The sequence below is a fragment of the Methylobacterium sp. Leaf456 genome (genome assembly GCF_001425465.1).
Classification (GTDB): domain Bacteria; phylum Pseudomonadota; class Alphaproteobacteria; order Rhizobiales; family Beijerinckiaceae; genus Methylobacterium.
Map to the genome: position 1 here is coordinate 1 of NZ_LMQV01000011.1, position 20703 is coordinate 20703.

General features: G+C 69.2%; 17 protein-coding genes and 3 pseudogenes. 8 read left to right on the forward strand and 12 right to left on the reverse strand.

Going from position 1 to position 20703, the window contains the following annotated elements; all coding sequences use genetic code 11:
* The 7 genes and pseudogenes from ASG52_RS09710 to ASG52_RS09745 form a co-directional block, all read right to left on the reverse strand.
* Positions 1 to 707: pseudogene (locus ASG52_RS09710) on the reverse strand (IS256 family transposase); the annotation flags it as partial.
* Positions 708 to 1067: 360 nt separating this feature from the next.
* Positions 1068 to 1283: a hypothetical protein gene (locus ASG52_RS09715; protein ID WP_056242324.1), complete on the reverse strand. Its 216-nt coding sequence runs from the start codon at positions 1281 to 1283 to the stop codon at positions 1068 to 1070.
* Between the two features lie 449 nt (positions 1284 to 1732).
* Positions 1733 to 2377, reverse strand: a complete 645-nt coding sequence (locus tag ASG52_RS09725; RefSeq protein WP_210170407.1) for a pirin family protein — start codon at positions 2375 to 2377, stop codon at positions 1733 to 1735.
* Positions 2378 to 2621: 244 nt separating this feature from the next.
* On the reverse strand, positions 2622 to 4370 hold the full coding sequence (locus ASG52_RS09730; protein WP_082552478.1) for a dipeptide ABC transporter ATP-binding protein: 1749 nt from the start codon (positions 4368 to 4370) through the stop codon (positions 2622 to 2624).
* Between the two features lies 1 nt (position 4371).
* A complete protein-coding gene (locus ASG52_RS09735; RefSeq protein WP_156383878.1) occupies positions 4372 to 5292 on the reverse strand; it encodes an ABC transporter permease in 921 nt (306 codons plus the stop codon).
* A gap of 10 nt (positions 5293 to 5302) precedes the next feature.
* A complete protein-coding gene (locus tag ASG52_RS09740) occupies positions 5303 to 6313 on the reverse strand; it encodes an ABC transporter permease (protein ID WP_056242331.1) in 1011 nt (336 codons plus the stop codon).
* 176 nt (positions 6314 to 6489) lie between these two features.
* Entirely contained in the window at positions 6490 to 8103 is a 1614-nt protein-coding gene (locus ASG52_RS09745) for an ABC transporter substrate-binding protein (protein ID WP_056242335.1), read from the reverse strand.
* A gap of 168 nt (positions 8104 to 8271) precedes the next feature.
* On the opposite strand from ASG52_RS09745, the gene ASG52_RS09750 reads away from it, so the two are divergent.
* Positions 8272 to 8943, forward strand: coding sequence for a GntR family transcriptional regulator (locus tag ASG52_RS09750; protein WP_056242339.1), 672 nt, complete (start codon positions 8272 to 8274; stop codon positions 8941 to 8943).
* 332 nt (positions 8944 to 9275) lie between these two features.
* Positions 9276 to 9782: pseudogene (locus ASG52_RS09755) on the forward strand (IS5 family transposase); the annotation flags it as partial.
* Between the two features lie 103 nt (positions 9783 to 9885).
* Here the strand turns inward: ASG52_RS09755 and ASG52_RS28625 are convergent.
* Positions 9886 to 9936 (reverse strand): annotated as a pseudogene (locus tag ASG52_RS28625) (hypothetical protein); the annotation flags it as partial.
* A gap of 21 nt (positions 9937 to 9957) precedes the next feature.
* Between ASG52_RS28625 and ASG52_RS28275 the strand changes: the two are divergent.
* Positions 9958 to 10179: a hypothetical protein gene (locus ASG52_RS28275; RefSeq protein ID WP_056242345.1), complete on the forward strand. Its 222-nt coding sequence runs from the start codon at positions 9958 to 9960 to the stop codon at positions 10177 to 10179.
* A gap of 16 nt (positions 10180 to 10195) precedes the next feature.
* Here the strand turns inward: ASG52_RS28275 and ASG52_RS09765 are convergent, their stop codons facing one another.
* The 3 genes from ASG52_RS09765 to ASG52_RS09775 all read right to left on the reverse strand — a co-directional run bounded on the left by ASG52_RS09765 (position 10196) and on the right by ASG52_RS09775 (position 13347).
* Positions 10196 to 11716: a tripartite tricarboxylate transporter permease gene (locus tag ASG52_RS09765; RefSeq protein WP_056242346.1), complete on the reverse strand. Its 1521-nt coding sequence runs from the start codon at positions 11714 to 11716 to the stop codon at positions 10196 to 10198.
* A gap of 24 nt (positions 11717 to 11740) precedes the next feature.
* Complete coding sequence (locus ASG52_RS09770) at positions 11741 to 12238, reverse strand: tripartite tricarboxylate transporter TctB family protein (RefSeq protein ID WP_056242348.1); 498 nt, start codon at positions 12236 to 12238, stop codon at positions 11741 to 11743.
* Between the two features lie 122 nt (positions 12239 to 12360).
* Positions 12361 to 13347, reverse strand: coding sequence for a Bug family tripartite tricarboxylate transporter substrate binding protein (locus ASG52_RS09775; RefSeq protein ID WP_056242351.1), 987 nt, complete (start codon positions 13345 to 13347; stop codon positions 12361 to 12363).
* A 516-nt stretch (positions 13348 to 13863) separates the two neighbouring features.
* On the opposite strand from ASG52_RS09775, the gene ASG52_RS09780 reads away from it, so the two are divergent.
* From ASG52_RS09780 to ASG52_RS09795, 4 genes are all read left to right on the forward strand, one after another.
* Positions 13864 to 14700, forward strand: coding sequence for an alpha/beta fold hydrolase (locus tag ASG52_RS09780; RefSeq protein WP_056242353.1), 837 nt, complete (start codon positions 13864 to 13866; stop codon positions 14698 to 14700).
* Between the two features lie 135 nt (positions 14701 to 14835).
* Positions 14836 to 15774, forward strand: coding sequence for a pirin family protein (locus ASG52_RS09785; protein WP_056242355.1), 939 nt, complete (start codon positions 14836 to 14838; stop codon positions 15772 to 15774).
* Positions 15775 to 15816: 42 nt separating this feature from the next.
* The gene (locus tag ASG52_RS09790; protein ID WP_056242358.1) at positions 15817 to 17583 is read left to right on the forward strand and encodes a monovalent cation:proton antiporter-2 (CPA2) family protein; all 1767 of its coding nucleotides are present in this window, start codon (positions 15817 to 15819) and stop codon (positions 17581 to 17583) included.
* A gap of 245 nt (positions 17584 to 17828) precedes the next feature.
* A complete protein-coding gene (locus tag ASG52_RS09795; protein WP_056242359.1) occupies positions 17829 to 18359 on the forward strand; it encodes a phosphate-starvation-inducible PsiE family protein in 531 nt (176 codons plus the stop codon).
* 26 nt (positions 18360 to 18385) lie between these two features.
* Here the strand turns inward: ASG52_RS09795 and ASG52_RS09800 are convergent, their stop codons facing one another.
* On the reverse strand, positions 18386 to 19858 hold the full coding sequence (locus ASG52_RS09800) for an MDR family MFS transporter (RefSeq protein ID WP_056242362.1): 1473 nt from the start codon (positions 19856 to 19858) through the stop codon (positions 18386 to 18388).
* Between the two features lie 137 nt (positions 19859 to 19995).
* Here ASG52_RS09800 and ASG52_RS09805 point away from each other — a divergent pair, with 137 nt between their 5' ends.
* Positions 19996 to 20628, forward strand: coding sequence for a DUF938 domain-containing protein (locus ASG52_RS09805; RefSeq protein WP_286159004.1), 633 nt, complete (start codon positions 19996 to 19998; stop codon positions 20626 to 20628).
* Positions 20629 to 20703 lie beyond the last annotated feature (75 nt).

A 20703-nucleotide genomic window follows, 5' to 3' on the forward strand; every position in this document is an offset into this window, starting at 1 on the left:
GTTCATGACCTTGGCGACCGAGGCCTTGATGCCCTCGTGCGCGTCCGAGATCACGAGCTTGACCCCACGCAGGCCCCGGCGCGCCAGTTTGCGGAGAAAAGCGGTCCAGAACGTCTCGGCCTCGGAGGGACCGACGTCCATGCCGAGAACCTCCCGGCGACCGTCGCCGTTCACACCGACCGCCACGATCACGGCGACCGAGACGATGCGGCCGGCCTCGCGCACCTTCACGTAGGTCGCGTCGATCCAGAGATACGGCCACTCGCCCTCAATGGGGCGGTCGAGGAAGGCGTTGACCCGTTCGTCGATCTCCTCGCACAGCCGCGAGACTTGGCTCTTCGAGATGCCGGTCCCGCCCATGGCCTGCACCAGATCATCCACCGATCCTTCGACAGGCTCAGGATGAGGGGGTCGAGATGGATGTAAGCCTCTTGGATCACCGCCGTGAGCGCCTTCTCGGCCATGCGCCGCGGTTCCAGGAAACCGGGGAAGTACGAGCCCTTGCGCAGCTTGGGGATGCGCAGCTCGACCGTGCCGGCCCGCGTCTGCCAGTCCCGGTCGCGGTAGCCGTTGCGCTGGACCAGACGCTCGGCGCTCTTCTCGCCGTGAGCCGCCCCGGTCAGGCCGCCCACCTCCAACTCCATCAGCCGCTCGGCCGCAAAGCCGATCATCTCACGCAGCAGATCGGCGTCGGCACTCTTCTCCATCGGCGGGTTCCCATCGTGGCCTGCCACGATGGGCGCCGTTNCGGCCGCAAAGCCGATCATCTCACGCAGCAGATCGGCGTCGGCACTCTTCTCCATCGGCGGGTTCCCATCGTGGCCTGCCACGATGGGCGCCGTTCCCACGCAGGGCCATCATCTCGTCGGTCATCGGAGGTCTCTTGGGTTCGAGGTTGGTGCTCGCAACCCGACCCTACCCGGCAACCGCCGATGACCACCCCTCAGCTACACCACCACCCGGGACACGACCCCGCCATCGCGAGATCGAAGGTTCCCACGCAGGGCCATCATCTCGTCGGTCATCGGAGGTCTCTTGGGTTCGAGGTTGGTGCTCGCAACCCGACCCTACCCGGCAACCGCCGATGACCACCCCTCAGCTACACCACCACCCGGGACACGACCACGCTGGGCGAAGCCGGTCGTGGCCGCGACCTCCGACAGCACGCGACCCTGCGCCAGAAGCCAGATCACCTGGTAGTGGCGCGCGGCGCACGCCTCCTGGCTCGTGCGGGCGCGCCAACCCAGTTCCTCCACGCTCAGATGATCGGCGATGTAAGCCATGCCCGCCTCCGCGATCCATGGCTCAATCGCTAATCCCATCCAACAGTGACGGGAATCCCTCCGAGTCAATCATCCGGAAACGGTATGAGAAGGCGGCGCTCCTTGCCGCGGCGGTGAAGCGGGTCAGCAAGGAGCGCGAGCGGCGGCGCAGCACGACGGCTTCCCACGCGCGTCGCGCCCTCTCGATGAAGCGGGCCGCGGGCGATCCCGCCGCGAACCGCTCGCCGTCTCGAACCTCGAACCGCGGCATGCGCCCGGTAGCCGACGACACGAGAGCGCCGTCCGGGGCGCTCAACGAGGAGGGGCAGGAGATCGCGAGGCGCCGTGGCGGCGGCCCGCGATAGAGGCACGATGCGACGGGCAGTCCTGGCCGTGCGCGGTCGACCCTTGCCGTGATGAGACTACCGGCCCTCGATGCGCTCTCGCGCATCGGGGACCGCCTGGGCAAACTATGACCGGGCTCGGGCGGCCATACGCTGCACCGTCTCGCCGTCGCCGACGGTGCCGCCGCGGCAGATCGGGGCGTCGGGATCCACGACGAAGGCCACGACGAGGGACGCTGCGGCGGCGTGGATCCTGACCTCCGCAGCGTCCGGGCAGAGGCCGGTCTCAGCCTCGCCGAACGTTTGCCCGTCGGCATCAATGCAGCCGGAGAAGACGAAGAAGTAGGTGCGCCAGCCCGGTCGGGCCGGTAGGACTGCGGTGTCGCCCGGACCCATCCGGATGTCGTGGCAGTGGACGGCGTTGCGCACGGTGAAGCGCGCCTCGCTCCCGCTCGGGCCGAAGACGTGACGCCACGCGTTGATGTCGGGCTCGGGCAGGCGGCCATGCTGAATCTGCGGCTCGAGATCGGCGGCGTGAGGCCGCACGAAGATCTGGAGCATCCGCAGCGGCGGGTCGTCGGCGCGTGTGCGCTCCTCGTGCCGGAAGCCGCGCCCGGCATTCATGATCATCAGGTGGTCGGCATCGACGGTCAGGTGTTCGCCCTGCGGATCGTCGTGGCGCATGACGCCGGCCGGAACCCAGGAAACGATCTCGTCCTGCACATGCTCGTGGAGCTTGATATGCGTGCCGGGAGCCAGAAACGACTCCATGATCGTCGCCAGGGGGCCGAGGCCGTGGTCCGAGTGACCTCGTTTCAGATGTCCTGGAAAGTAGGCCCGGGCCACGAACCCATCGCTGTCGATGGCGTCCTCGGTCGTCCGCTTGGCTTTTTCGATCATCGGAACTCGACTGATCCCGGCTTGGGGGCATCCGCGTGGGAGGCTGTCTCGACAACACGCCTGATGGCGTTGGGTGCCGAGCCGGGCGGTCGGGACCGGCTATGACGGCCTGCAATCATCCGGCACTTGGGTCGCGGGCATCGGCAACGCTCTCGCTTGCGCGAACCGCCTTACCACCCGCGGGCGGGTGCGGGATCGCGGCGATCAGCTCGCGGGTGTAGGCGGCCTGGGGCGCTTCCAGCACCGCCTCGGCGCTGCCCGCCTCGACGATGCGGCCCTGGCGCATCACGATCACCCGGTCGCACAGCAGCCGCACCACGTGCAGGTCGTGGCTGACGAACAGGTAGCTCATCCCGAGCTTAGACTTCAGATCCTCCAGCAGATTGAGCACCACCGCCTGGACCGAGACGTCGAGAGCCGCGGTCGGCTCGTCGAGGATGACGAGTTCCGGTTCCAGCGCGATCGCCCGGGCGATGCCGACGCGGGCCTTCTGCCCGCCCGAGAGCTGGTGGGGGAAGCGGTCGAGCAGATCGAGCGGCAGGCCCACCAACTCCGCCAGCGCCTCGCAGCGGGCCCGGATCGCGTCGCGACCCTTGAGGCCGCCCATCCGCATCAGCGGGTCGGCGATGGCGCGCAGCGCCGTGAAGCGCGGGTTCAGGCTGTCGGTCGGGTCCTGGAACACCATCTGGATGCGGCGCCGGTGCGGGGAGGCAGCGAAGCGCCGGGCGGGAATCGCGCCGATGTCGTCCTCGCCCAGCACGATCCGGCCGGCGGTCGGGTCGGTGAGCCGCATCACCATCATCGAGGTCGTCGACTTGCCGCAGCCGGATTCGCCGACGAGCCCGAGGCTCTCGCCCCGGCGGATCTCGAAGGACAGGCCGTCGACCGCGCGGAAGGGCGCCGCGTCGGCCGGGGCGCCCCCTCCGAGAATCTGCCTCCACGTCCGGCTCGTCCCCTGGCGGGGATATTCCTTGACGAGCCCCTCGACCCGCAGCAGCGGGGCGCCGGCTCCCGCGACCGGGGCCCGCATCGCCGGAGGGGCGGGCGTGCCCTCGGGCAGGAGCCCGCGCAGGGTGGCGCCGGGCCGGGGCGTCGCCCGCATCAGGCGGCGCGTGTAGGGGTCCTGCGGCGCGGCGAAGACCTGCGCGGCCGGGGCGGTCTCGACCACCTCGCCCTGGCGCATCACCACGACCCGGTCGCAATAGGTGGCGGCGAGCCCCAGATCGTGGGTGATCAGAATCGTCGCCATGCCGCGCGCCCGCGTCAGCTCGGTCACGAGGTCCATCACGGCCTTCTGCGTCGTCACGTCGAGCCCGGTGGTCGGTTCGTCGGCGATCAGCAATTGCGGCCGGCAGGCGAGCGCCAGGGCGATGACGATGCGCTGGCACATGCCCCCCGACAGCTCGAACGGGTAGGCGTGGTAGCGCTCCTCAGGGTTGGCGATGCGCACCTGCTCCAGCATCGCGATCGTCCGGGCGCGGGCGTCCATCGAGCCGGCTATGGCGTGGCGGCGCAGCACGTCCTCGATCTGGCGGCCGACCTTGCGGATCGGGTTCAGCGCCATGCGCGGATTCTGGAAGATCATCGAGATCTCCCGGCCGCGCAGGTCGCTCATCCCGCGCTCGTCGGCCGCGCGCAGGTCGAGACCCGAGAAGGCGACCGAGCCGTCCGCGATCCGCCCGGCCCGGTCGAGGATGCGCATGACCGCGTAGGAGGTCACCGACTTGCCCGAGCCGGACTCGCCGACGATGCCGACGGTCTCGCCGCGGGCGACTTCGAGATCGACGCGCTTGACGGCCTGCACGGTGCCGCGGCGGGTGGCGAACTCGACCGTGAGCCCCTTGACGTCGAGGAGGGCGCCCATCTCAGGTTCTCCGCTGCGGGTCGATGACGTCGCGTAGGCCGTCGCCGAGCAGGTTGAAGCAGAACACCGCGAGCATCAGCGCGAGGCCGGGAAAGAGGGCGATCCACCATTCGCCCGAGATGATGAAGCCTGCGCCTTCCGCGACCATGATCCCCCATTCCGGGGTCGGCGGCTTGACGCCGAGCCCGATGAACGAGAGCCCGGCCGCGTTCAGGATCGCGTAGCCCATGGTCAGCGACATCTGCACCATCATGATCGGCATGATGTTGGGCAGGATCTGCGCGAGCAGGATGCGCATCTCCGAATTGCCGGTCAGCCGCGCCGCCTGGACGAAGCCCGCCTCCCGGCGGACGTTGGCCTCGGCCCGGGCGATGCGCTGGTAGAGCGGGAAGTTCACGATCGCGGTGGCGAGAACGATGTTCGTCACCGTGTTGCCGAGCGCCGCGACGATGCCCATGGCGAGCACGAAGAGCGGGAAGGCCATGATCGTGTCGCTGATCCGGCTGACGATCCGGTCGGTCCAGCCTCCGTAGAAGCCCGCGCAGATCCCGGCGAACCCGCCCAGCACGAACACAAGGGCGACGGAGGAGACCGCGATGATGAAGTCGAGACGGGTCGCCACGAGCACGCGGGAGAAGATGTCGCGCCCGACCTGATCGGTGCCGAACCAGTGGGCCCGCGACGGCGCCTGGAGCGCGGCCGCCGTGTCGGAGGCCAGCGGATCGTAGGGAGTGATCACCGGTCCCAGCAGAGCGGCGAGCACGATGGCGGCGAACATCGCGAAGGCGAGGCCCGTGATCGGGTTCGAGGCGGCGACGTGGCGGGCGTGGCCGAGGCCTGCGGCGAACCCCGTGGCAGGACGCGCAGGCGCGGGGGGCGCGGGCTCGGCCAGGGACGGCAGGGCAGTGGGAATCTCGCTCATGCTCCGATCCTCATGCGTCGAGCCTCACGCGCGGATCGATCAGGCCGTAGATCAGGTCGATCGCGAGGTTCAGGGCGACGTAGAGCAGCGCCATGGCCAGCACGAAGCCCTGGACCGGCGCGTAGTCGGACTGGATCAGCGCCTCGACCGCGAAGGAGCCGATGCCGGGCCACGCGAACACCTTCTCGACCAGGACGTTCGCTCCGAGCAGGAAGGAGAAGACCATGCCGAGCGTGGTCACAACCGGCAGCATCGCGTTGCGGAAGGCGTAGGTCAGGACGACGGTGCGGGGCTTGAGGCCCGCGGCACGGGCCGTGCGCACGAATTCCGAGGACAGCACCGAGAGCATCGAGGCCCGCGTCATCCGGGCGATGGGCGCCAACGAGAACAGGGCGAGCGTCGCCGCCGGCAGGGCGAGCTGGGCGAGTGCCGCCCGGACGACCTCGAGATCGCCCGCGAGCAGGCTGTCGAGCGTGAGGAAGCCGGTGATCCGCGGCGGCTCCGACAGGTAGACGTCGAGCCGCCCGACCGGGGCCGGCGCCCAGCCGAGCAGGTAGTAGAACAGGTAGACGAACAGCAGCCCGGTGAAGAAGACCGGCAGCGAGACGCCCGCGGTCGTCACCACGCGGCAGGCGTGATCGATCAGCGAGCCCTCGCGGACCGCGGCGAGGATGCCCAATGGGATTGCCACCGCCATCGACAGGATCAGCGCGCCGAGCGTCAGTTCGGCGGAGGCTGGCAGGCGCGTGGCGAGTTCGCTCAGCACCGGCTGGCCGGTCGAGAGCGCGTTGCCGAGGTTGCCGGTCGCGAGGTCCCTCACATAGGCCGCGAACTGCACGGGCAGCGGCCGGTCGAGGCCGAGCGCCGTGCGGATCTGCTCGATCGAGGCCTGATCGGCGGTCGGGCCGGCGAAGTAGGCCGCCGGGTCGCCCGGCAGCACGCGGGTCAGCAGGAAAGTGACGATCACGACGCCAAACAGCGTCGGGACGATGGTCACGAGTCGTCGCGCGAGCGTGCGCATCGGCAGCCTCCTCGACGGGGTGCGGGACGGGCGGAGACGCAGGGCACAGTTACGCAGGGAGTGGGCTCGCGCGCGTCCGCCTCGCGCGAGCCGATGAAATCCGTGTGTCGAGAGGGGTCACCCCTCTCGCGGGTCCAGGGCAGAGCCCTGGTTGAGTCCTCGGGTCGAACAGGCCCTCAGACCGCGGTCTTGACCAGCGAGCGGTAGTCGAGCTGCCGGTGGAACCAGTAGCTGTAGCCGCCCACCGATTTCTGCAGGGCGACGTTGAGGTAGGGCTGGAACAGCGGGATGCGCGGGGCCTCGTCGTAGGCGAGCGCGATCATCCGTTTCACGGCGCCCTCGTAGGCCGTCTTGTCGCCGCTCGCGGCCGCCACGCGGGCGGCGTCGATCTCGGCGTCGAGAGTCGGGTTCTTGTAGGACATCGTGTTGAACACGGCGTTCTGGCCGTGATAGGCCCAGAAGAAGAAGTATTCCGGATAGTCCAGCCAGCCCGAGAAGAAGTTGATCAGAAACGGCATCGACTTCTTGGCCATCTCGCCGCGCCAGTTGGCGCCCGGCACCTTGTCGAGGGCGGCGCGGATGCCGATCTGGGCGAGGCTCTCCTGCAGCAGCACCGCGATCGGCTCGCCGACGATGCCCTGGCCGAGATCGAACGAGATGCGCGTCTCGAAGCCGTCGGCGAGTCCCGCCTCGGCCAGCAGCGCGCGGGCCTTGTCGAGATCTGTCGTGTAGGCCGTGGCCCGCGGCCAAGTCATATCGTCGGAGGTGTTCGAGGCAGCACCGAACAGCGGCTTGGCCTCGCCGAACAGCACCGCGTCCATGATCTTCCGGTAGGGCACCGCGTAGGCGATCGCGCGACGCACCCGCGCATCGTCGAAGGGCGGTTTCGTCACGTTCAGCTCGATCGACCACATGCCGTTCGAGACCGGCGTCGAGGCGACCGCGACCTTGCCGGCCCGCTTCATCTCGGCGAAGTCCTTGGCCGGCAGATCGAAGGACACGTCGGCGTCGCCCCGCTCGATCAGCGCCCGCCGGTTGCCCGCCGACGGGATGGTCCGCCAGATCACCCGCTTCAGGCCGGGCAGGGGGCCGGACTTCCAGTCGTCGTAGCGGGCGTAGACGACCTCGGTGCCCGGCGTCCACTTAGCGACCTTGAAGGCGCCGCCGCCCGCGACGTTGTTCTTGGTGTATTCGAGGCCCCAGGGGTCCTTCTCGGTAGCGTTCTTCTTGACGAGGCCTGAGTTGAACACCGCCGGGACGATCACCGCGAGGTCCGGCAGCGTCAGCGCGTCGGGCCGCAGGAACGCGACCCGGAAGGTGTGATCGTCGATCGCCGTGAACTGCTCGGGCTTGGTGAGGCTGCCCGCCGCCATCTGCGTCGTCGGGAAGCCACCGACCGTGACCGCTCGGTCGAAGGACCATTTCACGTCTGCCGCGGTGACCGGGGTGCCGTCGTGGAAGCGCGCGTCCTTGCGCAGGCGGAAGGTTACGCCCTCGGGATCGACGGTCCACGACTCGGCGAGTTCGGGAACGATCACCGTCTTGTCGTAGCTGCGCGAGCCGTCCGGCAGCGTCTTGATGCCGTAGGTCACGAGCCGGTCGTAACAGTTCCAGGCCGCCTCGTAGCCGGGGCGGTTGGTGCCGACCCCGTGAATGTCGAGGTTGTTGGGCCCGTTCTCGGAGATCAGCAGCAGCGTGTCCTGCCGCGCCCCCTGCGCGTGGAGCCGCGACCAGGGCAGCCCCGACGCGGCGAGCGCGGCGGTGGAGGCGAGGAAAGTGCGGCGGTCCATGGCCCCGGCTCCGGAATCCGTTCGGTGACGGGGACATATTGTATGCAATTAAAGTCTTCTGCATGCGCAAATAGGTATCATGTGTGCCTATAATTTGATTTGCATGCGGTTCCGGCTTGTGCAGCTAGGATCGTCCGGTTCATGCTTCGATGCCGCCGGGAGCTTCGCATGATCGTCCTCGATGACCGCGCCGACGACCGTACGCGGGCGGACCGCCTCGTCGGCGACGTCACGGACGGCATCCTCAGCGGCCTGTTCGCGCCCGGGGACCGGTTGGACGAGGCGTCGCTGGCCGAGCGCTACGGCGTGTCGCGCACGCCCGTGCGCGAGGCCCTGCGGCGGCTCGCGTCGAGCGGCCTCGTCGAGACGCGGCCCCGGCGCGGGACGGTGGTCGCCAGCCTCACGCCGGAGCGGCTCGCCGAGCTGTTCGGCGCCATGGCGGAACTGGAGGCGACCTGCGCGCGGCTCTGCGCGCTGAGCATGAGCCCGGTGGAGCGCCGCCGCCTGGAGGACCACCATGCCGCGATGGAGACGCTCGTGAGCGCGGAGGACGTCGATGGCTTCGTGTCGGCCAACCTCGCCTTCCACACCCAGATCTACGCGGGCGCCCATAACGGGCATCTCGCCGAGATCGCGGCGGGCCTGCGCACGCGGCTGATGCCCTATCGGCGCGCGCAGTTCCGCATGGCCGGCCGGCTGCCGCGCTCGCACGCCGAGCACGGCGCCGTCGTCTCGGCGATCCTGGCCGCGGACGCGGGCGCGGCGCACGGGGCGATGCTGCGCCATGTCAGCCTGGTCGAGGATTCCTTCGAGCGCCTGGCCCTGCGCCGGCCGCGATGAGCGCTCATCCGCTTTGGCGGAGCGGTGACCCCGGCAGTGGCCGACAACGACCGCCGAGGGGCACCGTAGGTTGGCGAAGCGGGCGAGTCCCGATGTCCATCGCGGCATGCCCCGCATCGATCCGGATCAAGCGCCGATCATTGGACCGGCAGACAGTCCATTTCGTTGTCACAGAGGTAGAATACGCCAAGGACAGCTCGGCGAAATTCGTGGGCGCAGAAGGCATTCCCCCGTTAAACAAGTAGTTATTCTAGGTTTCAGTGAGGAATTAAGGAAGTCAGCCTGAGGCAAGCGCGGCGTGAGAGAAGGAATGGCCCGTGCAGGAGACGGCCATGCCGGTTGCGGTTGACGGGCTTCGCGACGATCAGTGGGAGCGGGTGAAGGGCCTCTCTCCGGGTGGGACGAAGGGCAAGCGCGGCCCACGGACGGACAACCGCCGCTTCCTCGATGCCCTGTTGTGGATGGCCCGCTCCGGCGGTCGCTGGAAGGATCTGCCGGAGCGTCTGGGCGACTACCGGACGGTCAAGCGGCGCTCCTACGACTGGATCGCGCGCGGCGTGCTGGACCAGATGCTTTCGGACTTGGCCCGCGAAGCCGATCTGGAATGGCTGATGATCGACTCGACCATCGTGCGCGCGCATCAGCACGCAGCCGGAGCCCGCAAGGTCGAAGAGGGGCGGATGCCCAGGGCCTGGGTCGCCTCATCCTGAGCCTGTCGAAGGACGCGCGGCGGCCTGAGCACCACGATCCATGCGGCCTGCGATGCGCTGGGCAATCCGGTGCGCCTGCTGGCCAGCCCCGGCCAGCGCAACGACATCGCGTTGGCTCACGACCTGATCGGCTGCCGACGATCTCGGCCAGATCGACCCGACCGGGGATGTCGATGGCGGCCTGGACGCGGGCGACGGCGTCGAGCCGGTCCTCCAGAAGGAGGACGTAGGTCTCGAGATCCTCCGCCGGCTCCGCCGAGGAGCGGATCAGCATGCGCAGCATCGCGAAGGTGTTGCGCTGGCGGTGGCGCAGCTCGCCCGGGGCGTTGCGCTGGTCGAGGCGTTGGCGCAGGCGCGCGTTGTCACCCTTGAGATCGGCGAGTTCGGCCTCCAGCGCGGCGATCCGGTCGGGCTGGAGGTCTGGTGTCATCGGCTCGCGCGCGCGCTCGCCTCCGCTTTGGCTCAATCCTTCCGATGGCGGAGCGTTCAGCGCGCCCCGCATCTGATGGGTCCGGTTCGTCGATGAGGCGCGGGCGGCGCCCTCAGGAAGCGGCCGGGGCGGAGCGGCCGGACTTGCCGGTCAGTCGCTTGAGCAGGTCGCTCACCGGCCCCCAGAACAGCAGCAGCACGCCCAGGATCATCAGGGACGAGACGAGGCCGTTCGAGAAGAACACGGAGAGGTCGCCGCCCGAACCCAGCAGGGCCTGCCGGAAGGCATCCTCGGCCCGGTCGCCCAGCACGAGGGCGAGCACGAGGGGGGCGAGCGGGTAGTCGAGCTTCTTGAACACGTAGCCGACGACGCCGAACACCAGCATCAGCCAGATGTCGAAGCGCGAGGACTCGACCGTGTAGGCGCCGATGGCGCACACGACGAGGATGATCGGGGCCACCAGCGCGAACGGGATGCGCATGATCGCGGCGAAGACCGGCACGGTGGCGAGCACGATCAGGAGGCCCGCGAGGTTGCCGAGATACATCGAGGCGATCAGGCCCCAGACGAACTCCTTCTTCTCCACGAACAGCATCGGGCCGGGCTGGAGGCCCCAGATCATCAGGCCGCCGAGCAGCACCGCGGCGGTGGCCGAGCCGGGGATGCCGAGCGCCAGCATCGGCAGCAGCGCCGAGGTGCCCGCGGCATGCGCCGCGGTCTCGGGGGCGAGCACGCCCTCGATGTCGCCCCGCCCGAACTGCTCCGGCTGGCGCGAGAAGCGGCGGGCGAGCCCGTAGCCCATGAACGAGGCGGCGATCGCGCCGCCCGGCGTCACGCCCATCCACATGCCGACGACGGAGGAACGGATCAGCGTCGCCCAGTAGCGCGGCAGCGAGGCCCAGGTGCGCAGGACCACGCCGAGGTCCATCACGGCCTTCTTGCCCTTGAAGTGCAGCCCCTCCTCGATGGTGAGCAGGATCTCGGAGACGCCGAACAGGCCGATCACCACGACGAGGAAGTCGAAGCCCTTCATCAGCTCGGTCGCCCCGAAAGTGAGGCGCAGGTCGCCCGAGATCGTGTCCATGCCGACCGCCGCGAGCAGGAAGCCGAGCGCCAGGGAGACGACGATCTTGGCCTTGTTCTCCCGGCCCATGCCGACGAACGAGCAGAAGGTGAGGAAGAAGACGCCGAAGAACTCGGCCGGGCCGAAGCGCAGGGCGAACTTGGCCACCAGTGGAGCGACGAAGGTGATGAGCACCACGCCCGAGAGAGCGCCGATGAAGGAAGCCGTGAAGGCCGCCGTCAGCGCCTCGCCCGCGCGCCCCTGCTGAGCCAGCGGATAGCCGTCGAAGGTGGTGGCGACCGACCACGCCTCGCCGGGGATGTTGAACAGAATCGAGGTGATGGCGCCGCCGAACAGCGCCCCCCAGTAGATCGACGACAAGAGGATGATCGCCGAGGTCGGGTCCATGCCGAAGGTGAGCGGCAGCAGGATCGCGACGCCGTTGGGGCCGCCGAGGCCCGGCAGCACGCCGACCACGATGCCGAGCAGCACGCCCACCACCATGAACAGCACGTTGTGCCACGACAGCGCGACCTGGAAGCCGAGCAGGAGCTGGTTGAGATCGTCCATGGGTGTCGCTCCGCCGTGTGCCGGTCAGTAGCCGAGGAAGGCTTCGATCGGTCCCTTCGGCAGGGGGACCCGGAACTGCTGCTCGAACACCCAGAAGGAGATCAGCGGCACGAGGACGACGCCGAGTGCGGTCTGCCACCAGCGGAACGAGCCGAGCATGATCATGAACACGGCCATGAACAGCGCCGAGGCGACGTAGATGCCGAGATAGGCGATGCCGAGCACGTAGAGGAACAGCGGCACGAACACCTGCGCGACGAGCCGGAGCTGGCCGTAGGTGACGAACACGCTGTCCTCGCGCCTGAGCGCGCTGACGAGCGCGGCCACCGCTGCGATGGCCAGGATGACGGCGACGCGGGCGGGGAAGAAGCCGTTCTCCGGCCCGTTGTCCCAGCCCATGCCGCGCCCGTAGGAATCCCACAGGGCGAGCCCCGCGAGGCCCAAGAGCAGCAGCGCCACGACGATCTCGACGACGCGGCGCGAGACGCCGCGCTCGGGCGTCAGGGGGGAGGCTTCGGTCATGGTGGGACTTTCGGGGCGGGGCTTTCGGGGCAGGCGTCCCCAACGGGGCCGACGGCGCCGGAGGGGCGGCGCCGGCGCGTGCCGTTTCGGCGAAGCGGCGATCCGCTTCGCCGGACAAAGGATCAGTTCGTCGCGATGAACCCGGCCTTGGTCATCAGATCCTTGTGCTTCTGCTCGTCGGCCGTGAGGAAGTCGATGAAGCCTTGCCCCGAGCGGAAGTCCGGCACCAGCGCATTGCGCTCGAGATAGGCCTTCCAGTCCGGCGTCTCGGTCACCCGCTTGAACAGATCGACGTAGAAGGCCTGCTGCTCAGGCGTGACCTTGCCGGGCATGAACATGCCGCGCAGCATCTGGTAGGTGACGTCCAGCCCCTGCGACTGGCAGGTCGGGATGTCGGACCACGCCTTATCGGCGGTGACCTTCTGGGTGTATTCCATCGGCTTGGCCGAGAAGGCGCAGAGCGGCTTGACCGCGCCGGAGCGCCAGTTGGACACCTCTTCGGCCGGGTTGTTCATGTTGGCGTCGATGTGCTCGCCCGCGAGCTGCACCGAGGCCGGGCCGCCGCCCTGATAGGGCACGTAGGTGATCTTCACGCCCGCCGCCTGCTCCATCGTGACGGAGATCAGGTGATCCTCGCGCTTCGAGCCGTTGCCGCCGGTCTTGAGCGGCGGGGTGGCGGTCTTGGCGGCCGCGATGAAGTCCTTGGCGGTGTTGTAGGGCTTGGCGCTGTTGACCCACAGCACGAACACGTCCTGCGCCAGCATCGCGACGGGCGTGAAATCCTTCCAGCTCACCGGAAGCTTGGTGGAGAGCGGCGTCATGTAGATGCCGCTCGACGTGGTGATGAGCTTGTGGGGGTCGCCGGCCGACTTCTGGATGTCGAGCATCGCCTCGCCGCCCGCAGCCGCCGGCTTGTTGACGATGATGATCGGCTGCTTGACGAGGTTGTTCTTCTGGATCGCGCCCTGGATCGTGCGCGCCATCTGGTCCGAGGCGCCGCCGGGCGGGAACGGGACGATGATCTCGATCGGCTTCGTCGGCTCCCAGGCCTGCGCCGCGGCAACCGGCAGCAACAGGGACGCGATCACGCTCCGCACAATGGTCTTCATGGCGTTCCTCCCACGGTGCTCGTTTCGGCACTCGATCGTTTTATTGGTATCGGAACACCGACCCAACCCTCTCGTGACCTCCGGGCGGCTCCATTTCACAGAGCACGCACCGGCGATCCGGCGTCGAGAGGCGGGCGGTCAGCGACGGACCCCGAGCTGCCGGCAGCCCTGGACCCGTGCATCCGAGTTTTTGAATTTTGAATTATAAAATGGGCCCATGCAAGCGACCGGCGTGATTTTTCGCAGGTTGCCACCGGTATAGCCGATCGGGCCGCGCGCGGCAGGCCCTGATCGGCGCACGGGCCAGTTTGCGCTTTTCGAAACGATGGATTTCCATCGTTTCCGTTTTCACCACACCGCATCGGATGCATGATCCTTGCACGAAAAGCGAAAGGCTTTTCGGCCGGCACTCCCGCCATTCGGGAAGAAGTCGCCGGCACTGAGACCTCGAGTATTGACTCGGATAGCCCATCCGGGACGATACCGCAGGATCATCCCATCGCGAGGAGCTTTGGCATGCCGACGATCATCACCGAGGACGGGACCGAGATCTATTACAAGGACTGGGGCCCGCGGGACGGGCAGCCGATCGTGTTCCATCACGGCTGGCCGCTCTCCTCCGACGACTGGGACGCGCAGATGCTGTTCTTCGCGGGCAACGGCTACCGCGTGGTCGCCCACGACCGGCGCGGGCACGGGCGCTCGGCGCAAGTGTCCGAGGGCCACGACATGGACCATTACGCCGCCGACGCCGCGGCCCTGGTCGAGCATCTCGACCTGAGGAACGCCGTCCATGTCGGCCATTCCACCGGCGGCGGCGAGGTCGCCCGCTATGTCGCCCGGCACGGCGAGCCGCGGGGGCGCGTGGCCAAGGCGGTGCTGGTGAGCGCGGTGCCGCCGCTGATGCTCAAGACCGCGGCGAACCCGGAAGGCTTGCCGATCGCCGTGTTCGACGGCTTTCGCACGGCGTTCGCCGACAACCGCGCCCAGTTCTTCCTCGATGTCCCCTCGGGGCCGTTCTACGGCTTCAACCGCGACGGGGCGACGGTGCACGAGGGGGTGATCCGGAACTGGTGGCGCCAGGGCATGATGGGCTCGGCCAAGGCGCATTACGAAGGGATCAAGGCCTTCTCGGAGACCGACCAGACCGAGGACCTCAAGGCGATCTCGGTGCCGACCCTCGTGCTGCACGGCGAGGACGACCAGATCGTGCCGATTGCACCTGCGGCGCTCAAGTCGATCAAGCTCCTGCGCAACGGCACGCTCAAGACCTATCCGGGCCTCTCGCACGGCATGCTCACGCTGAACGCGGATCGGCTCAACGCCGACCTCTTGGCCTTCGTGAAGGGCTGACGCGCCGCTCAACGGAAACGATGCGTTTCGATCGTTTCCGTTTTCAGCGGGAAGCGCCTGTCGCATCATACTCGCAGGCCTGAGGCGCCGGTCTGGTTTGGCGGCGCCATCGACCCCTCGCAACAGGAGCACACGATGAGCTGGCACGGCGCCGAAGATCCCGTTCCGGGCGATCATTTCAGCTGCGACGCGATCAAGACCCTGATCGTGCCGCGCTCGCGCGATCTCGGCTCCTTCGCGGTGCGCCGGGCCCTGCCCTCGACCGAGTGCCGGATGGTCGGCCCGTTCGTGTTCTTCGACCAGATGGGCCCGTCGGAGTTCGTGCTCGGCGCCGGGATGGACGTGCGCCCGCACCCGCATATCGGCCTCTCGACGGTGACCTACCTGTTCGAGGGCGAGATCATGCACCGCGACAGCCTCGGCACCGAGCTGCCGATCCGGCCGGGCGAGCTGAACTGGATGACGGCCGGGCGCGGCATCACCCATTCGGAGCGCACCGGCAGCGCCCTGCGGCAGACCGGCTCGACGCTGTTCGGCCTCCAGAGCTGGGTCGCGCTGTCAGAGCGCGACGAGGAGACCGCCCCGGCCTTCGAGCATTACGAGGCCGACGCGCTGCCGGTGCTGACGGGCGAAGGCAAGACCGTGCGCCTGATCGCGGGCGAGGCCTTCGGGGCGCGCTCACCCGTGCGGACGTCGAGCCCGATGGTCTATGCCGACGTAGGCTTGGAGGCCGGCGCCGTGCTGCCGCTCGACCCAACCTACGACGAGCGGGCGATCTACACGGTCTCCGGCGCCATCGAGATCGCGGGCGACGGCTTCGGGCCGGGCCGGCTCCTCGTGTTCCGCCCCGGCGACCGCATCAGCGTGCGGGCGACGGAAGCCGCCCGGTTCATGGTGCTCGGCGGCGAGCCGATGGACGGGCCGCGGTACCTCTGGTGGAACTTCGTCTCGTCGCGGCCCGAGCGGATCGCTCAGGCCAAGGAGGATTGGCGCCAGGGCCGGTTCGACACCGTGCCGAACGACGCCGAGTTCATCCCCCTGCCCGAAGACCCGCCGCCGGTCCGCTACCCGTAGGCCGCCCCCTCCTCGCGTCCCCCCAAAAAACAGGAATCCGCCATGGCCGCCGAAGCAACGGGCGCCGCGAGCGAACTCGTGCAGGTCGTGTCCCTGCTGGCGGCGGGCGTCGTCGCGGTGCCGCTGTTCAAGCGGCTCGGGCTCGGCTCGGTGCTGGGCTACCTGCTGGCCGGGCTCGCCATCGGCCCGTTCGGCCTGCGCCTGTTCACCGACGCCCACGCGATCCTGCATGTGGCCGAACTCGGCGTGGTGATGTTCCTGTTCATCATCGGCCTGGAGATGGAGCCCTCCCGGCTCTGGGGCATGCGCCGGGCCATCTTCGGCCTCGGGCTCGCCCAGGTCGGCGCCTGCATCGGGGCGCTCACGGGGGTCGGCCTTGCGCTCGGCTTCTCGCTGCCCGTGGCGTTCGTGGCCGGCACCGGCTTCGTGCTGACCTCGACGGCGATCGTCATGCAACTCTTGGAGGAGCGCGGCGCGCTCTCGACGCCGAAGGGCCAGCGCATCGTCGCCATCCTGCTGCTCGAAGACCTCGCCATCGTGCCGCTCTTGGCCGCCGTCGCCCTGCTGGCGCCGGGCGGCGCGGAGACGAGCGGGTGGGACCGCATCGTCGCGATCGCCATCGCGCTGGCTTCGCTCGCCGCCCTGGTCGCCGCGGGCCGCTGGCTGCTCAACCCGTTCTTTCGCCTGCTCGCCGCCGCCAAGGCGCGCGAGGTGATGACCGCGGCCGCCCTCCTCGTGGTGCTGGGCTCGGCGCTGGCGATGCAGCTCGGCGGCCTGTCGATGGCGATGGGGGCGTTCCTGGCCGGCGTGCTCCTCTCGGAATCGAGCTTCCGCCATCAACTGGAGGCCGACATCGAGCCGTTCCGCGGCATCCTGCTCGGCCTGTTCTTCCTCGGCGTCGGCATGTCCCTCGACCTCACCGTGATCGCGGCGCGCTGGGGCCTGATCCTGGGAAGCGTCGCCGCCTACATGACGGTCAAGAGCCTCGTGATCTACGCGGTGGCCCGTGCGCTCCGGTCGTCGCACGCCGAGGGGTTGGAGCGGGCGGCCCTGATGGCGCAGGGCGGCGAGTTCGCCTTCGTGCTCTACGCGGCGGCCGCGAGTGTCGGCCTCATCGACACCACCACCAACGCGGTGCTGACCGCCACCGTCATCCTGTCGATGGCGCTGACGCCGCTGATGGTGATCGCCTTCGACCGCCTCGGTCCCAAAGCCGTCCCGTCGCTGGACGGCGTCGAGGCGCCGGAAGACCTCGTCGGCAGCGCCCTGATCGTCGGCTTCGGCCGCTTCGGCCAGATCGCCAGCCAGCCGCTGCTGTCGCGCGGCTGCTCGGTCTCGATCATCGACGTGAACCCCGAGAACATCCGGCTCGCGGAAAAATTCGGCTTCAAGGTCTATTACGGCGACGGCGCCCGCCTCGACATCTTGCGGGCGGCCGGGGCCGGGACGGCGCGCGCGATCCTGATCTGCATCGACGAGCCCGAGACCGCCCGCCGCATCGCCGAGATCGCCAGGTCAGAGTTCCCGCTGGTCCCGGTGCTCGCCCGCGCCCGCGACCGGGAACACGCCATCGCCCTGATCGAGGCCGGCGTCGCCTACCAGATCCGCGAGACGGTCGCCTCGGCGCTCAGCCTCGGCGAGCGGGCGCTCCTGACCGTCGGGGCCGACCCGGAGACGGCGCAGGACATCATGGCCGAGGTGCGCCGCCGCGACACCGAACGTCTCGATCTGGAGATCGTCGGCGGCCTCCACGCCGGCCTCGACCTGATCCACGGCAACGCGGCGGCCCCGGCGCACCGGGCGGGATGAGGGCATCGCCCGCCGACTGGCTCCCCCCCTCATCCTGAGGTGCCGCGAAGCGGCCTCGAAGGAGGGCTCCAGGGATCGCGCGCTCCGCTGGAGCCCTCCTTCGAGGCTCCGCCTTCGGCGACGCACCTCAGGATGAGGGCGAGGGTGGGAAAACCTCTTCTGCGGCAAAGCCGATCCGCGGCGCACGCTGGACGCACGACCGCCGTTCCTGTCTGATCGTCAAAACAGACGGGGGGGGGCGGACGATGGCGAAGGGTGACGACGATCAGGGCCGGCTCACGCGCGCGGCGAGCTTCGTTTTTCTGCATACGGAACACGCGATCTACGCCGCCCTCGGCATTCTGCTGGCCTTGACCGCGCTGGTCGCGCTGATCGACGCCGGGGAGATGACGTGGCACGCGCTCGTCGCGCTGGGGGGCACCGCTCAGATCCTGGAGGTGGTGGACCGCCTCCTGTTCCTGCTGATGCTGATCGAGATCCTGCACACGGTGCGGGTGTCGATGCGCTCCGGCCGGCTCACCTGCGAGCCGTTCCTGATCGTCGGCCTGATCGCCTCGATCCGGCGGGTGCTGGTGATCACCCTGCAATCCTCCGAGATCACCCATTCCAAGGACTGGTCGCCGGAGAAGCAGGCCTTGTTCCAGGCCTCGATGATCGAACTCGCGGTGCTGGCCGGCCTGATCCTGACCATGGTGGTCGCGATCTTCATCCTCCACCGCGCCCGCGACGACGGTCAGCCCGCGGGCGAGGAGAAGAAGGAGGACGCCGGCGCCTGACGGCGCGGGAGGCACCTGACGCGCCGTCAGCCCGCGGGCTTCCGCCCGGCCGAATCCTGCAACGGGCGCTCCTCGACGAGACTCAGGCAGGCCAGTGCCAGGACGAGGCCGAGGCAGGCGGCGAGGAAGACGAGGCGGAAGGTCTGGCCGAGTTGCGCCGCATCCGCCCCGCGGATCAGCGCGGCCATGTCATGCGCCGCCCCTTCGCCCGCCCCGCCGAGCACGAGGGTGCCGAAGATTGCGACGATGAGGGCCCCACCCAGCGCGCGAAAGAAGTTCATGGAGGCGGTGGCGATGCCGAGCTGCGGCAGCGGCACCGCGTTCTGGACCGCGATGGTCGAGAGCGGCAGCACCGTGCCGATCCCCATCGACAGCAGCACGAACAGGATCTCGATCCCCCACAGCGGCAGCCGGTGGCCGAGGAAGGCCAGCGTGGCGCAGGCCACGACGCTCAGGCTCAGGAGCGCCAGCGGCAGGCGCTTGTAGTGGCGGAAATGGACCATCGAGCGGCCCGAGATCGTGGCGCCGACGACCGTGCCGACCATCAGCGGCACCATGGCGAGGCCCGACCGGCTCGGATCGAGCCCGATCACCCCTTCGAGATAGATCGGCACGTAGATCGACAGCCCGATCAGCGTGCCCATGGCGAAGCATGCGGCGAGCGTCGCGCCTGCGACCACGCGGTCGCGCAGAATGCTCAGGGGGATCAGCGGCTCGGCCGCTTTGGCGAGGCGGGCGACGAAGGCGGCGCCGCTCAAGAGGCCGAACCCCAAGAGCCCGATGACCGGGGCGGAGGCCCAGGGATAGCGCACGCCGCCCCAGCTGAGCGCCAGCATCAGGCTGGTCGAGCTGACGACGAGGAGCGCGGCGCCGGGATAATCGACGCTGTGGCGCCGCTCGCGGCGGGGCAGGAGCTTGAGCTTGTCGTTGGTGAGGAGGAAGGCGGCGAGCCCGATCGGCAGGTTGACCCAGAAGATCGCCGACCAGTGCAGATGCTGGGCGAAGAAGCCGCCGAGCAGCGGCCCGGCCACCGAGGACACGGCGAACACCCCCGCGATGTAGACCTGATAGCGCGCCCGCTCCTTGGCTGAGAGGATGTCGGCCAGGATCGTCTGCGACAGCGCGATCAGCCCGCCCCCGCCGACGCCCTGCAGCCCGCGGGCGAGCGCCAGCGCGATCATGCTGGGCGCCAGCGCGCAGAGCAGCGAGCCGAGGCTGAAGGTCACGATGGCGATGAGCAGCATGATCCGCCGCCCGTGGATGTCGGACAGCTTGCCGTAGAGCGGCGTCACCGCGGTCGAGGCCAGGAGATAGGCGGTGACGATCCAGGGAAGGTTGGCGGCGTCCCCGAGTTCGAGGCCGATCGTCGGCAGGGCGGTCGCCACGATGGTCTGGTCGAGGGCGGCGAGCAGCATCGCGGCGACGAGGCCGATGATGATCGAGCGAATCTGGTCGGGGGTGAGGCGCGCCGGGGTTTCGGCGCGGTGGGGTGCGTTCAAAGCGGAAAGCCTCGGATGAGGGCGCGCGGCGGCCGTCGGCGGCGCGGCGCGAATCTCCGCCACACAGGACTTGATTGGGGCGGGAGGGTGGCGCAAGGCCGGGCCGGATGGCGGGGCAGGCTTCGGCCGGAGGCGGCGTGGACGGCGAGAGCATCGGTGACGAGGCCCTGTTCGCGCCTGCCGCCGCCCGCAACGGCGCGGCGATCCTCGACGTGCTGCGCGCCGTGCTGCCGCCGGGCGGCACGGTTCTGGAAGTGGCGAGCGGGACCGGCGAGCACGCCGTGCGCTTCGCCGCCGCCCTGCCCACCCTGCGCTGGCAGCCGAGCGACCCGGACCGGCGGGCGCTCGGGAGCATCGCGGCCCATGCCCGTCTTGCGGGCCTACCGAACCTGCTGGCGCCGCTCGAACTCGATGCCGGCGCAACGGACTGGTCGGTGACGCGGGCCGAGGCGGTGCTGTGCGTCAACATGATCCACATCGCCCCTTGGGCGGCGACCGAGGGGCTGCTCGCGGGCGCCGGGCGCCTGCTGCCGGAGGGCGGCCCGCTCGTCCTCTACGGCCCGTTCCGCATCGGCGGCGCGCATACGGCCGAAAGCAACGCCCGCTTCGACGCCGATCTGCGGATGCGCGATCCGGAATGGGGCGTGCGCGATCTCGAAGCGGTGCTGGCGGCGGCCGCCGGGCACGGCCTGGGTCTCGCCGAGCAGATCGCCATGCCGGCCAACAATCTCAGTCTCGTGCTGCGGAAAGTCGGGACTGCGGCAACCTGAGGATGTGGATTCGGTAGCCAAGGCCGCGGCGCTGTGCTGAAAATGCCCGCAAGGCGACCCCGCCCGCTTTCGGCT

Coding starts and splice junctions, on each gene's coding strand:
- ASG52_RS09780 (WP_056242353.1), top strand. CDS start 13,864: ATGCCGACGATCATCACCGAGGACGGGACCGAGATCTATTACAAGGAC.
- ASG52_RS09785 (WP_056242355.1), top strand. CDS start 14,836: ATGAGCTGGCACGGCGCCGAAGATCCCGTTCCGGGCGATCATTTCAGC.
- ASG52_RS09790 (WP_056242358.1), top strand. CDS start 15,817: ATGGCCGCCGAAGCAACGGGCGCCGCGAGCGAACTCGTGCAGGTCGTG.
- ASG52_RS09740 (WP_056242331.1), bottom strand. CDS start 6,313: ATGCGCACGCTCGCGCGACGACTCGTGACCATCGTCCCGACGCTGTTT.
- ASG52_RS09765 (WP_056242346.1), bottom strand. CDS start 11,716: ATGGACGATCTCAACCAGCTCCTGCTCGGCTTCCAGGTCGCGCTGTCG.
- ASG52_RS09745 (WP_056242335.1), bottom strand. CDS start 8,103: ATGGACCGCCGCACTTTCCTCGCCTCCACCGCCGCGCTCGCCGCGTCG.
- ASG52_RS09750 (WP_056242339.1), top strand. CDS start 8,272: ATGATCGTCCTCGATGACCGCGCCGACGACCGTACGCGGGCGGACCGC.
- ASG52_RS09735 (WP_156383878.1), bottom strand. CDS start 5,292: ATGAGCGAGATTCCCACTGCCCTGCCGTCCCTGGCCGAGCCCGCGCCC.
- ASG52_RS09725 (WP_210170407.1), bottom strand. CDS start 2,377: ATGGAGTCGTTTCTGGCTCCCGGCACGCATATCAAGCTCCACGAGCAT.
- ASG52_RS09795 (WP_056242359.1), top strand. CDS start 17,829: ATGGCGAAGGGTGACGACGATCAGGGCCGGCTCACGCGCGCGGCGAGC.
- ASG52_RS09775 (WP_056242351.1), bottom strand. CDS start 13,347: ATGAAGACCATTGTGCGGAGCGTGATCGCGTCCCTGTTGCTGCCGGTT.
- ASG52_RS09770 (WP_056242348.1), bottom strand. CDS start 12,238: ATGACCGAAGCCTCCCCCCTGACGCCCGAGCGCGGCGTCTCGCGCCGC.
- ASG52_RS09730 (WP_082552478.1), bottom strand. CDS start 4,370: ATGGGCGCCCTCCTCGACGTCAAGGGGCTCACGGTCGAGTTCGCCACC.
- ASG52_RS09715 (WP_056242324.1), bottom strand. CDS start 1,283: ATGGCTTACATCGCCGATCATCTGAGCGTGGAGGAACTGGGTTGGCGC.